This is a genomic window from Bartonella sp. AP9QHHD, assembly GCF_042195625.1.
GTDB lineage: Bacteria > Pseudomonadota > Alphaproteobacteria > Rhizobiales > Rhizobiaceae > Bartonella.
Window position 1 is genome coordinate 15877 of record NZ_JBHIOP010000054.1, and the last position, 14199, is coordinate 30075.

The 14199-nt window shown below is 38.1% G+C and carries 9 protein-coding genes and 1 pseudogene; 1 reads left to right on the plus strand and 9 read right to left on the minus strand.

Annotation, left to right across the window (positions count from 1 at the left end):
* Positions 1–17: 17 nt before the first annotated feature.
* From ACFIK4_RS04255 to ACFIK4_RS04275, 5 genes are all read right to left on the minus strand, one after another.
* Entirely contained in the window at positions 18–824 is an 807-nt protein-coding gene (locus ACFIK4_RS04255) for a 3'(2'),5'-bisphosphate nucleotidase CysQ (protein WP_375675107.1), read from the minus strand.
* Complete coding sequence (locus ACFIK4_RS04260) at positions 811–2142, minus strand: TldD/PmbA family protein (protein ID WP_375675109.1); 1332 nt, start codon at positions 2140–2142, stop codon at positions 811–813. The genes ACFIK4_RS04255 and ACFIK4_RS04260 overlap by 14 nt, the downstream gene beginning before the upstream one ends.
* Positions 2143–3333: 1191 nt before the next feature.
* Entirely contained in the window at positions 3334–3783 is a 450-nt protein-coding gene (locus ACFIK4_RS04265; RefSeq protein WP_375629733.1) for a hypothetical protein, read from the minus strand.
* Positions 3784–4326: 543 nt separating this feature from the next.
* Complete coding sequence (gene rsmD / locus ACFIK4_RS04270; protein ID WP_375612106.1) at positions 4327–4893, minus strand: 16S rRNA (guanine(966)-N(2))-methyltransferase RsmD; 567 nt, start codon at positions 4891–4893, stop codon at positions 4327–4329.
* Positions 4874–6274, minus strand: a complete 1401-nt coding sequence (locus ACFIK4_RS04275) for a pseudouridine synthase (RefSeq protein WP_375675112.1) — start codon at positions 6272–6274, stop codon at positions 4874–4876. The genes rsmD and ACFIK4_RS04275 overlap by 20 nt, the downstream gene beginning before the upstream one ends.
* 269 nt (positions 6275–6543) lie before the next feature.
* Between ACFIK4_RS04275 and ACFIK4_RS04280 the strand changes: the two genes are divergently transcribed.
* Positions 6544–6990 carry a nucleoside deaminase gene (locus ACFIK4_RS04280; RefSeq protein ID WP_273790416.1) on the plus strand — a complete coding sequence of 149 codons (447 nt, stop codon included), beginning with the start codon at positions 6544–6546 and terminating at the stop codon, positions 6988–6990.
* A gap of 650 nt (positions 6991–7640) precedes the next feature.
* Here the strand turns inward: ACFIK4_RS04280 and ACFIK4_RS04285 are convergent.
* The 4 genes and pseudogenes from ACFIK4_RS04285 to ACFIK4_RS04300 form a co-directional block, all read right to left on the minus strand.
* Complete coding sequence (locus ACFIK4_RS04285; RefSeq protein WP_375612104.1) at positions 7641–8132, minus strand: hypothetical protein; 492 nt, start codon at positions 8130–8132, stop codon at positions 7641–7643.
* A gap of 177 nt (positions 8133–8309) precedes the next feature.
* Complete coding sequence (ileS, locus tag ACFIK4_RS04290) at positions 8310–11225, minus strand: isoleucine--tRNA ligase (RefSeq protein WP_375629739.1); 2916 nt, start codon at positions 11223–11225, stop codon at positions 8310–8312.
* A gap of 249 nt (positions 11226–11474) precedes the next feature.
* Positions 11475–13310, minus strand: coding sequence for an outer membrane beta-barrel protein (locus ACFIK4_RS04295; RefSeq protein WP_375675115.1), 1836 nt, complete (start codon positions 13308–13310; stop codon positions 11475–11477).
* Positions 13311–13994: 684 nt separating this feature from the next.
* A pseudogene (locus ACFIK4_RS04300) lies at positions 13995–14199 on the minus strand (hypothetical protein); the annotation flags it as partial.

Here is a 14199-nt window from a genome sequence, read left to right on the forward strand (position 1 = left end):
AGCGCGCTTTTACGTGATTAAACTAACTTTGTTTGACGAACAACATCTATCATATCTTGACAGCAATTATTTTTACCAGCAATTAAAAGTCCATACTGGTAAGGTTCAATTCCATAAGATAGTAAAGGGGCATCAAGCGATAAAAAACACCCTCCACACTCCTGCAAAATAAGATCAGCAGCGGCAATATCCCATTCATGACAATTTGGACGAACTAATACGATATCAATTTCATCTTGAGCAACAAGAACAATACGATAAGCAAGAGAAGGAAGATAATGGTAAAGACTGACTTGATTGAGAAAATCATCTGGTAATTTTTGTGCGAGCGATTTATCAAGTGAAATTTTATATTTTCGATGAACCTCAAAGGCTAAACGAGGAAGTTTTATCCCATTTAATGTTGCCCCTCCACCTGTTACAGCTGTATAAACATCTCCTTGAGCCGGACATTGTAGAACGCCCACAATAGGACGCCCATTCTCAATAATGGCAACCGAAATACACCAATAAGGATTGCCAGAAAGAAAACCACGCGTTCCATCAATAGGATCAACAACAAAAGAGCGCTCATAATAATCTTGTTTTTCTCGATTATCTTTTGTTTCTTCTGAAATCCATCCATAATTTGGACGCGCTCCAAGAAGCTTCTCTTTCAAGAAATGATCGACAGCAAAATCTGCCTCACTGACCGGGGAATTACCTTCTTTAATCCAGACATCCAACGTGCATCCAAAATACCGCATTGCTAAATCTCCTGCCTCTCGACAAACGTCACGCAAAAGATTTAAATCAGAAGAATGATGCGTGTTATTTTCCTGCAAGTGTCATCCCTTCAATTAACAATGTTGGAGCTGCTGTACCATAACGCCGATCAATATCATTGGCAGGTGTTAAATGTGCTAACATATGAAGCAAATCAGAGCCTAGGGTTACTTCACTTACCGGATAAGCAATTTCACCATTTTCAATCCAAAAACCGGAAGCCCCACGACTATACTGACCAGTAATAAAATCAATGCCATGACCGAATAATTCGGTCACATAAAATCCATTTCGCAAATCTTTTATCATATCGCAAGGCGATACTAAACCCGGTTCAATAGCAAAATTTGTACTGGTCGGCTGCACTAATGATGCCGAACGCATACCGTGTCCATTTGTTTTAAGTCCCAATTCACGCGCTGTAGATGATGAAAGAAGCCAATTTTTTAAAATACCATTTTCAATAATATTGAGTGTTTGCCCCTCTACCCCTTCTCCATCAAAAGGATGAGAAGCATTTCCACGTAATCGCAAAGGTTGATCGGTTACATTAACATTAGGCTTCATCACTTCCTTGCCTAGGAAATTCTGTAAAAGACTCGTTTTTCGAGCCACAGAGGCTCCATTGACCATAGATGCGATATGCCCTGCAATTCCACGAGCCGTACGCGGATTAAAAATAACATCAACGCTCCCAGTCGCCGCACGAACTGCACCCAAACGTCGAACAGCACCAAGCCCTGCATTCTTTCCCACAGTTTCTGCTGCCTCTAAATCAGAAAAATGTAAGGCTGTTGTATAATCATAATCCCGCTCCATCTGTGTTCCTTCACCTGCAAGAGCACTACAAGAACGTGAAAAACAACTTGAGCGATAGGCTCCACAAAAACCATCGCTGGTCACAAGAATAAACCCACTACGGCCATAAGCTGTTGCAGCGCCACCAGAATTGCTTACACCTTTAACATCAAGAGCTGCTGCCTCCGTTTTTAAAGCATCTTCTGTTAAAAAATGACTGCTGGGTACAAAATCATCAAAAAGATCAAGATCTTTAGGATACTTAACCAAACACTCTTTATCTGCCAAACCTTCAAATAAACTATCGGGAGAAGCTTTAGCCATCGCAACAGCACGTTCCGCAAGTTCTTGCGGATAAGATCCTAAATTAGCAGAAACACTTGCTACTTTTTTTCCAACAAAAACCCTTAGAGTAAAATCATTGCTCTCTGCTGCTTCTGTCGATTCGACTTTCCCAAAACGAACTGATACACTGGTAGAATGAGCATGAACAATAACAGCATCAGCAGCATCTGCCCCAGAACGCTTTGCTGCTTCAACCAGCGAAACAGCTTTCTCAATCTGGTTTTTGTCAGTCATTATAGACTCCCTAAAATATTTTATTATTTACATTGATAAGCATTCTGACAAATTTATACAAATCAGAATATAACTCTTGTGTATTGATTCATAAGATTATGCACATTCATGCATTCTTTTTCTTTTAATGCATTAAATCATTTCCCTTTTAGCTTCTTTATGAAAAAACGTAATATGCCGTAAAATCTCTTTAGTTTCAAGATTTCTCATGGGCCCTTATCATTTTAGGAGCCAAATCTCCACTGACAATCAAATCAACAGAACAATTGGCAATTAACAAAAGTCTTAGCTATAACACTTGAATTTAAGCCAAAATCCTCAAAAATTCGAAAAGCATAAAATGATCTAAATCACAGGTCTTCCTTCCTCTGGGTAGTAAAAAACTTATCTCATATCTTTCCTATAGCATTCTTTAATTTCCAAGCAAGAATCAAGAAAATACCTTATATTTGTATACACTTCTTTGCTTCTATAAACTCTCTCATAATGAGACGGCACTCTTGTAAATGAAACAAAACTTAAACAGAGTAAAAAATATTTCCTTCTATTATGGTTTCAACAAAATGAGCAGTCATAAACTTCTTTACCCTAATGGACGTAATATCATAAAGAACTCATTTTTATATTTAAAAGTAATCAAGAAATTATCTTGTAATCTTTCAATAAAATTAACAGTTTGATTTATACTTATAATTTATTGTTTTGTAATTTGTATAAAAAAGCCTAATATCATAAAATTCTCTCTGTTTCGAACCTATTCATGTTGAGTCAATCACAACTATTTGCGAGCAAATCATAAGTAAGGGGCCTATGAATGAAAACTATTTAAGAAGAAATCAAAATGCCTCTTATGAAGATTTTAAATGCAAAAAATATTGCAACATTAGAAACAGGCAAATATTATGACGATATGGACCTACATCATAAGAGAAGTAATGAACTTCTGAACCTTTCTCATTTTCAATGAAGAGAGCATCTTATAAGCTTTTATATATAAAAAAATTCAATGAATTTCATAAGATTTTTAGCGCAAAATTAATCCCGTAAGATGCTTTGACACGATTTCAACAGCTAACTAAAACCAAATCATAGCTCATCAATTTGCTATATACTCATAACTGATTTCATTCTAACAAGGCTAAGAGTTCTGCACCTTTTTTAAGGTATTAACTTCTTTATAAATGCACCCCCTTACAAAATGCTTTTGTTTTCAGTAAGAGCACGTCTGCTCATTTCAATCATTGCATCGCGAAGATGTAACTTAATTTTTGACCCAATAATCATTCCAAAGAAAGGAGAAAATAAACCAGACATGGTTACAGTATGACGAATTTTGTTATTTGAAGAACCCGATTTTGTTGAACAAATATATTCATGATTAAAACTCATACGTGTAAAAGGAAGTTTAGCATAATCAGAAAAACAAACATTTTTTATAACTTTATCAAGTGTAAAAGTTACTGTAGGTCCCTTTTTAGGTTTCATGCGTCCTATAGCGCCTTCTTTGAAAGGACCAGAAAGTTCTACCCACTCAAGTTCACTATCCCAGCAAGGCCATGATGCCACATCTTCCCATATAGCCCAAATTTGCTCAGCACTTGCTTCTGTACTAATCTCTTCACTATATATCCAATTAAACACGATAATCTCCCCTTTTTTACAAATTACTTATCTTTAGTGATAAAGAATAATATAAAAAAGTATCCTTAAAGCTGCACAACGATAAGATACTTAATACTCTCAGATTTACTTAATATGTAATGACTAACTCAACAAGCGATATTACTAAACTAAACACACAAGTATTCAGGATAAATGAACAATATTTTCAATACTAAACAAAATATCTTTTTTAAGTTTAGACAATAGCAAAAATAGAAGTTACGCATCATATAAGATATCAATGCAGACTGCATAGCTTAAAGCTTTCAACTGCTGATGAAATGTGATGATTAAGGTATGGCAGAAAGAAATTAGATAAAAAAGATCATAACTATTATCGAGGAATATATATCCTATTGGAGAAAAAACATCCTTCTGTATTAAAGCTAATAAAAATTCATCAATTCCTTTAACATTAGAATCTTTTATTGATTTTCTGCTTAACCTTTTAAAAACCATATAAAATGAAGAAAACTGTGAAAAAGCATTTTTTCATCCTATCGGATAAAAACAAGAACTTTCTCAAGATGTAAGCGATCGTAATTTATAGAGACGTATTGCTGTCTCACCATAAAAACGCTCATCGTCTAGATAAAAGACGTCAGGTAAATAAATCATTGTATCTTTCTTTTCTTCAAGTATGAAGAGTGTATCAGCTTTTGCCCACCCTCCTCGCAAAGCTTCTACAAAAGCACGTTCACCTAAACAACGGCTATAGGGAGGATCAGCGCAGATAACATCAAATGGCAGCATTGTGCCAATATTGCCAAGTTTGGTCGCATCACGACGCAAAATCCGTCCTATCGACTGTAATTCAAAGGCTTCTATATTTTTTTGAAGCAACCCACGCCCCTCAACCGAGTTTTCAACAAAAACAGCCGCCTTTGCTCCACGCGAAAGTGCTTCGATGCCTAAAGCACCAGTACCAGCAAAAAGATCAAGAATGCGTTTATTGGTCCAAAACTCTTCTTCACGGCTAGAAAGAATATTAAAAAGGCTTTCACGTGTACGATCACTCGTTGGGCGAATCGACTGATTAACAGGCGAAAACAAAACACGCCCAGCAAATTTACCGCCTATGATCCGCACGTGGACCTCCAAATCGCTTCGAAGTTTTTGCACCGTCCCTATGTGGTTTAGATTTTTTCATAGCACCACCAAACGATTTTACCTTTTTCTTTCTCTCAAAAGAATGCTCATCATGACCACCTTTTATCATTTTCTCTTTATCCTTTAAAAAGCGATCTTTCTTACCAAAGGGATGCGTCTCGTCATAAGATATTTTGCCATGTTTTTGAACAAAACTTTCCCTCTTCTCTTTGTATGACGGATTTTCTTTTAGTTTTTCCTTGCCTCGATGAAAGGACTTTCTACCATCCAAATCGCTCTTATGATCATGCGATTTCTCCTCACTATAGGAAGGCTTTCTACGTGCACTTTGCGGACGTGCACCAGGAGCCATCCAAACATTAGCACGGCGAGAACGCGGTAGAAAACGCTCTGCTTTTCCTTCTTCACTTTTCTCCTTCTTTACATTCTCATGAGACTTTGTACTTAATCGTGCGCGACTATGTTCAACAGAACCATCTCTTGGTCGGCGTCGTATCGCCCTTTCACTTGAGAAAACCCAACCATCATTTGCAACAGAAAGATCTTTCTGGCTTTGCTTTTCTGCAACAACTGCAGAATTTGAAAATGGCTTAAGAATAGGAGCATCAAAATCTGCATTGGCTTGCATAATTAAACGCTCCCCCAACTGATCTCGTAACATCCGCCCTTTTAACTCTTGCACGGCTCCTTCTTCTAAATCAGAGAGATGAAATGGACCATAAGATACACGTATTAATCGATTAACTGATAATCCCAATGCCCCTAAAACATTCTTTATTTCACGATTTTTTCCTTCTCGCAAAGCGACAGAAAGCCATACATTCGACCCTTGTTCGCGTTCAATTGATGCTTCAATCGAACCATAAAAAATACCATTAATCGCAATACCATTTTTAAGGTTATCCAACGCGCTCTGCTTGACTCTTCCATGAGCACGGACACGATATTTGCGGACCCACCCCGTTACAGGAAGCTCTAATACACGCGCTAAGCCACCATCATTGGTTAAAAGCAAAAGCCCTTCCGTGTTAATGTCAAGCCTTCCAACAGAAAGAACACGCGGCATTCCTTTTGGTAAATTACTAAAGACTGTAGGTCTGCCTTCAGGATCACGGTTCGTGGTGACAAGACCTGCTGGCTTATAGTAAAGCCATAAACGCGTTCGTTCTATAGGAGGTAAAGGTTTGCCATCAACTTTAATAACATCAGAGCGGCTAACATTAAAAGCAGGCGTTGTCACGACTTTACCATTCACAGAAATACGACCTGCAACAATCATCATTTCTGCATCTCGACGCGAAGCAATACCAGCACGCGCTAACCTTTTAGCAATTCGTTCACTCTCATTATTTTCATTCATTTGCGTTTCAAACCAATCTTTGCAAGTATGTTCAGAAAATTATTCACATGCACCATACCGCTTATCCTGAAAAAGGAAGTAGCATAATCATTTATCATTTTCTATCCTTTAACGACAATAATGTATCTGTCGACTTGCAAGTTTGTTTTAAACTCTTTAAAAAATAGAGGTATTCTTTTCATTATAAAAGCGTAATAAATTATTCATTCCATAGCATTCCTTATCGAGATAACCTTTAGATTTTCTATACCTTCAGTAGAAAGAATATTATGACTTTGACGCCCATGGAAATAGCCCTTTTAGAAGCGCAAGAGGCTGCAAAAAAAGATGAAGTTCCCGTAGGTGCTGTCATTACACGTGGAAAAGCTATCATTGCACGCGCTGGTAACTTTATAAAATCTGCATATGACCCTACAGGACACGCAGAAATACGCGCAATCCGTATGGCTTGCGAAACATTGCAAAACGAAAGGCTTCCTGATTGCGATCTTTATGTAACACTTGAACCTTGTGCTATGTGTGCCGCTGCCATTTCATTTGCACGCATACGACGTCTCTATTATGCAACAAATGATCCCAAAGGAGGTGCTATAGAAAATGGCCCACGTTTTTATCAGCAACCAACCTGCCATCACAAACCTGAGATTTATTCTGGTTTCAAGGAAAAAGAAGCAGCTCAATTACTTAAAGACTTTTTTGTACAAAAGCGATACTAAAAATAATTCTTCTTCCATAACTTTCACTCTTTAAAAACTATCCTACTTCTCAAAAAAGACTGTTAATTCTTCTGATATATATATATAGCAAAAGCTATTTCGAAGCATTTTTTCTCTCTTTTAATTCTGCATATTGTTTCTATTAGATGGTACATTCATTCAAAAGAATAATTCATTATTTTGTATATAAAATATAAAGTCCAAAATATCGTAGATATGCTCTCATTTCAAATTACATTGAAACAGTAAAAATCACTTTCTTGCACATCATAAGCGGAATTATCGTCTGGATAAAGAACGTTTTAGAAAAGACTAAAAATGTCTCTTATGAAAGCTCTCAAATGCAAAAATTATCGCAACATTGGAGTCTGTAAAATAAAATGATGGTATCCACTTTCTCCTTCCTAAGCATAAAGTATTGGAGCACAATAGATTTTACGTTATACTAGCCACATGAGCAATGTTGTAAAATGAGCTTGAGAAATGTTTCGTGTTAAGGAAACGCATAAGGAATCTCTCGATGCTGTTGTCATATTGCTATTTCATGAGAATACCCCCCTCCTACAGCAGCATTATAACTGCGCGCGAATGAGAGCTTGGTATCATAAGTAATTGGAAAAATACTTTACTTTAAATGTTTTGTCTTTTCCCTATCGACCAATAGGTGCGGTTTTTGCCGGTTGGCGATAACTTAAAGGTGGTTCAGTGAGATAGCGACGGTATTTTGAACTTCCAACTTGTGCTCTCTGACGACGTAAATATTCCTGTCGTTGCTTCGCATTCAACTGTGAAGGATTTTCTGAACCAACGCCATTAACTGACGATCCTTTGTGAGGAAAAGGAGTATTTCCTTGATGCTTCTTCGATGCTGCCATTTCATTGACAGATCTATCTTGTTGTGGTACCGGCAAAAATCTGCGTGAACTAGGGCTTGGTATTACAAGTTTTGGATGAGGTTTCATAACAATCTGGCTGCTGTTATTTGTTGGTGTTAATGAAGTGATATTAGCAACATCTTCAAAAAACTGTATTGAAACTGGTTTATTGGTACCATAGGTAGGAGCGGATAAATTGCATCCCGTTAAAACAAAGCACATCCCTAAAATTCCTATTGGAAATATTTTTATTTCACGTTTTCTCACTGCCTATTCCATTTCCTAGGTGTATGGCTGATTAATATTCCCGTTATTTATGAGAGAACGGTCCATACACAAATTTCCCCCCTGCAGATAAAACAACGGAATTTTTTTCGTACCACAAAAAACTATATTCATCAATATGAGAAATTTACTTGCATTTCTTTCCTTTGATCTAAAACTTTAAATCTTGCCAAGAATCTGCAATTCCCGCAAAGCAGCTGCATCACGAGCAGATACATCCGGATAAGCTGGATCACTTCCAACATCTTGTGTATAACGCCATGATCGAGCACATTTTTTTCCTAATGCCTTCTCTGGATATACACCAACACCTTCAACATCATTCAAAGTAAAAGCATCAGAAGGTATCGTGTCCTGCGTAATTGTGAGCGCACTGGTAATACAGATCTCCGCCATATCCACATTTTCTAATGCCTCTCGTAAAACCAGATTGGAAATAAAAACAATAGGCGCAGCTTCCAAAGAGGATCCAATACGCTTATTAGCACGTTCAAGCTCTAAAGCACCTGTCACAACTTTACGGACCTGCCGAATTTTTTTCCAACGCTCAGCCAAAGATTGGTTTTGCCATTCTTCTGGTACAGAGCGAAATTGTTCCAAATGCACCGATTGGCTTCCTGGATAACGCTCTAACCAAGCTTCTTCCATAGTAAAAGGTAACATTGGAGCAAGCCATGTGACCATACGCTCAAAAATCTCACGGACAACCTGCAAGGAGGCCTTGCGTTTTTTTGATGAAGGCGCATCACAATAAAGAGAATCCTTGCGGATATCAAAATAAAATGCCGATAACTCAATGATTGAAAAATCCAATAATGCACGCATAATCTTTTTAAAATCAAATTCATCGTAAGCGCGATTAATCAACTGATCAAGTTCAAAAAGCCTATGCAATATAAATTTTTCAAGATCCGGCAGTGCACCATAAGATACTTCTTCTCCATCATCATGTGCTAAAGTTCCTAGCATCCAACGAATTGCATTGCGTAGTTTACGATATGAATCCACATTTGTTTGAAGTATTTTTTTGCCTAAACGCTGATCTTCCCAATAATCGGCTGTCATAACCCAGAGACGAAAAATATCAGCTCCAGATGTTTTAATGATTTCTTGCGGAACAACCGTATTGCCTAAAGATTTAGACATTTTCTTACCATTCTCATCCAAAGTAAAACCGTGTGTGATCACGGACTTATAGGGAGAACAAGCACGCGTACCACAGCTTTCCAAAAGAGAAGATTGGAACCATCCGCGATGCTGATCTGAACCTTCAAAATAAACATCAGCAGGCCATTTCAAATCAGCCCGATCTTCTAACACAAAGCTATGGCTGGCTCCAGAATCAAACCAAACATCCAAAATATCATAAACCTGTACCCAAGGCTCATGTGCACGCTCACCTAAAAAACGTTCACGTGCTCCTTCAGCAAACCATGCATCTGCCCCTTCTGCTTCAAAAGCCCGTAAAATACGCTCGTTCACACCTTCATCTTTTAGAATAACACCATCCTCATTTGCAAAAATACAAATAGGAACACCCCAAGAACGCTGACGAGAAAGAACCCAATCAGGACGATCTTCTATCATAGAAGCTAGGCGGTTTTGTCCAGAAGATGGCACAAAACGCGTTTTTGAAACAGCTTCCAAAGCCCGACTACGTAAAGTTGAACCATCCCCAAAATCTTTATCCATTGAAATAAACCATTGCGGTGTATTGCGAAAAATAACGGGTTTTTTTGAACGCCAACTATGGGGATAGGAATGCTTTAAACGCCCCCGTGCAAACAATCGATCTGCTTTAATTAAAGCATTAATGACCTCTTTATTGGCATCACCCATTTTTCCATTATCATCAATAACACGTGCAGGTCCTCCTTCACGATCTGGTCCTAAACCTGGAACATCTTTCGTATAGAACCCTGCATCATCAACAGGAAACGGTATAGATGAATCAATCCCCGCTTGCTCCAGTAAGGACTTATAATCATTCCAAATTTCAAAGTCCTCACGCCCATGGCTTGGTGCTGTATGGACAAAACCTGTACCAGCACTCTCTGTTACGTGCGAACCATCAAGCAATGGAATTTTATAATTATACCCTCCAGCTAAACCTTTGAGTGGATGAGAAAGAACAAGAGCTTTCAACTCTTCAGAAGAAATAACACGCAAATGCTTCAAAACAAGTTTGGCTTTTTCTCCACAACTCATCGCTAAAGCGTCTGCAAAGAGAAGCTTTTCTCCCACTTGAGGACCAAAATCATTTTCAGCACTTTCAACTTCGTAAATACTATAAGAAATTTGCGAAGAATAACTCACTGCACGATTGCTTGGAATCGTCCACGGTGTTGTTGTCCAAATGACGACATGAGCACCATATAAATCATCAGAATTTGCTTCAAAAACAGGAAACTTAACCCAAAGCACCTCTGATTCATGATCATGATATTCAATCTCAGCCTCTGCCAAAGCCGTACGTTCCACAACAGACCACATCACTGGCTTGGAACCACGATAAATCTGATCTGACATAGCAAATTTTATCAATTCACTGGCAATGCGTGCTTCTGCATGAAAAGCCATTGTAGTATAAGGCGTGTTAAAATCTCCCACAACACCAAGGCGTTTAAATTCTTCACTTTGAATAGTTACCCAATGCTGTGCAAATTCACGGCATTCTTGACGAAACTCGTTAAGAGGTACCTCATCCTTATTTTTTCCTTGTGCTCGATATTTTTCTTCAATTTTCCATTCAATTGGAAGCCCATGGCAATCCCAACCAGGTACATAATTTGCATTAAAACCGCGCATTTGGAATGAACGAACAACCACATCCTTTAGAACTTTATTTAAAGCATGCCCGATATGAATATGACCATTTGCATAAGGCGGACCATCATGAAGAATATAAAATGGACGATCTTTTGCTTGTTGACGCAATTGCGCATAAAGCCCCATATTTTCCCAACGCGCCATCAATTCAAGCTCTTTTTGCGGAAGCCCTGCACGCATAGGAAAATTTGTCTGTGGGAGATAAAGAGTTTTTGAATAATCTATTGTTTCATTTTTCACAGCCATTGTGAAATATCCCTGTCCACTTTTACGATTTCATTTTTGCATAACTTCCCTGAACCCTGCAACTCTGGTTTTTATCTATAGGGAAAGCCGAGCTTATCATTCGTATTAAGCAGCGATCAGGAAAATATATCATCACACTCTATGGGCTTTATCATGAAATTCACAAGAAAAGAAACCAAAAAGTGATCTTAAAAAAAAATAAAGGCTCCACTGACAGTGGAGCCTCTTAGAAATTTACTCTTTAAAAAATTAGAATTTATAAGCTACACCAACACGGAAATCATTGGTTTTGTAGTTAACTTCAAGTTTTTCCTTTGCAAATTTCTTTTTACCAAAATCAGAGTAACGATATTCTGCACGTACAATCACATTATCTAGAAGCGAGAAATCAACGCCACCACCAAGTGTGTAACCAATCATGGTTTTTGTTTCATCAGCTAAGTTCTTAGAAGAAACGACTCTTCCATCCTCATCCTTAACAGATATTGATACAGTGTCTTGGAATTGCCCATAAGCAATACCACCAGCAAGATAAGGCATAAAGCGATCAGCAGCAAAACCAATACGTACCCGTGTAGCACCACCCCAATTTTGTTTGAAAGTATGACTTAAAGTTTCAACTGCATCCTCTTGATCAAGACCAAGTTCAGAAGCCATCTTTTTTATTTGTTCTATACCATATACACTGGAAGCGTTCTTATCCACCGCTTGTGTACTTTGTGCACCGTGTCCAGACATATTCTGTCCACCATGAGAACGAGAAGCATGTGGATTAGTACCATTCGGATGAGCACCAGAGCTATGCCCACCTGCATGAGGTGCACCATGTGCATTAGCATTTCCACTACTATGGGAAGAACTATGATGACCTCCCTGTTGGGCTCCGCTTGTTCCATTAGAAACTTTTGTTTCTGAACCATTGGATGATCCTGATCTCGCGAGTACAAGTGATGAACTCGGTACTGTTCTTTCTACTGCTGATGGTTGTGATACAGATTGTACCGGTGTAGGTGCTTTTACTGCTGGCTGGCTTGCGCCTGATACTGTTGATGAGGTAGAAGACGCGGTTTTTATAGCAACTGGTTTTTCAGACACTGTTCCTTCACTTGCCCTTCCCCCTGATAACTGACCTCCTATAGCTGATCTTGCCAATGAGAGCGATGCTGACCGCTCTGGTGTTCTACCCCCTGCGTCGGGGGAGGAAGATTTAGATGCAACTGACTGTGATCGACTTACCACACCTACCGATGTCCCTCCTGTATTTGATCTTCCCAATGAAGACGATGGCAATTGCACTAATCTAACCGTCTGTCTAGAGGAGGCTGATTGTGCTACTGGCGATGCAGCTGGTGTTTGTGATGATATTGTTGAAACTCCTGGATTTTTTACCTCCACAGCCACTGTTTGTGTTGCATTAACATTGCTAGAATCTCCAGTTGTTGCTGCTTGATTTGATTGTGCTGCTCCTGCTCGTGACGGTTGAATTGCAGTTACTGGTTTAGCTGGTGCTTGACTGGATCGCGTTCCAGCAGATTTTTCTGAAGCGGATACTGCTGTTAGAGTCCCTCCTGTTGTAGCTCCTGCACCTGCAGTTCCTGAGGCAATTCTTTGTGTTTCTTCTGATGTTGCTGCTTGTGGTGCTTGAGGTGTTTGTAGGCTTGCGGATCTGCGGGATCTTACGACTGCATTTTCTACTGTAGCGTTATCAGCTGCACCTATGGTAATGGTCTTTGTGTGCTTTTTTCCAGATATCATTAAATCCGTATCGATACCAAAAATAAAGTTGTCACCGAGATCAATATTAGAACCTGCATAAAAACCACCTGCAAAACCTGAAAGTTTAGGAGAGAACTCTTTATCCAGTGGTAAACTCTTTTCTTGACCAACAAGAGCCATATCAGCTTTGCTCGAAAAACCACCAGCTTGGACACCTAAATAAAGACCTGTCCATGAAAAAGTAGGTGCAACAATGGTAGAAGCAGTCGATGATGCTGGCTGATGAGGAATCATAACATCAGCAGCTAGTGCTGTAGACGCTGAAATTAAAGAAAAAATAGACGCTGTTATTAAACGTTTTGTATTCATAAAATCTCTCCAAATATCCAAAATGAAATTCATATAGAGCATCTTTTCTGAAATATCTGTAGCAAAAATGACACACTCACAAAAAAATAAAGAATTTTTGCAAATAAGGCTTCTTAAACTTTTAATTCTGCATTCAATAAGAATTTGTAAACTAAATCACACTAAAATTATGTGTATTAAAGTTGGATTCATTTTCATTAAAGTTTCGCATAACTGTTAATGATAATATTCTTTATAAATTTCTTTTACCAAAATCTAAATAACAGTATTTTGCATACGATAAACTATTATCTGTTATTGCAAAATCAATACCAGCGCAAACAGTGAAATCAAATATTGCCTTTTTTAAAACCAAGCGCCATCAAAGTTTCATCTATTTACCAGCATGATCTACTTTTAGTACTTTAGCAATAGTATTTTGTATCTAAAATTCAGAAAAACAAAGAAATTATTCAAACACTCGCAAAAAAACTTTTAGATTCTTTGCATAAACATCTTCATCCTGCTACATCACATTGATTTATAAAGATAACTTATTGTTTTCATGTTGAATGAAAAAACTAATTCTGTAGGATTCTATCATTTAAAATCTGTTCCATGTTGTATTAATTAAAATCACTTGCTTGCACGTTACAAGCGAAATTTTCGTAAGGACGGACAAGGCTTTCTCTGCTGAAGCAAGACCTAAGGTTTGCATTCAAGTTGTTCTGAATGCTTTTTACAATAAGGGCTATTTAAGCGTCTCTCAATACTTCGCTGAGGCATGACAGCACCTGGACGACAAATGGGAAGGTTGTCTGATTTATGATTTTCACACCAATCTTGTATTGTAAAGCTAGGGCGAAAACCTGATTGCGCCATACACATTTCAATACTGGCAAATTGATTC

Bases quoted from the DNA above. Each gene is read 5' to 3' on its own strand.
- ACFIK4_RS04275 (WP_375675112.1), bottom strand. From the start codon at position 6,274: ATGAATGAAAATAATGAGAGTGAACGAATTGCTAAAAGGTTAGCGCGT.
- ACFIK4_RS04295 (WP_375675115.1), bottom strand. From the start codon at position 13,310: ATGAATACAAAACGTTTAATAACAGCGTCTATTTTTTCTTTAATTTCA.
- ileS (WP_375629739.1), bottom strand. From the start codon at position 11,225: ATGGCTGTGAAAAATGAAACAATAGATTATTCAAAAACTCTTTATCTC.
- ACFIK4_RS04280 (WP_273790416.1), top strand. From the start codon at position 6,544: ATGACTTTGACGCCCATGGAAATAGCCCTTTTAGAAGCGCAAGAGGCT.
- ACFIK4_RS04260 (WP_375675109.1), bottom strand. From the start codon at position 2,142: ATGACTGACAAAAACCAGATTGAGAAAGCTGTTTCGCTGGTTGAAGCA.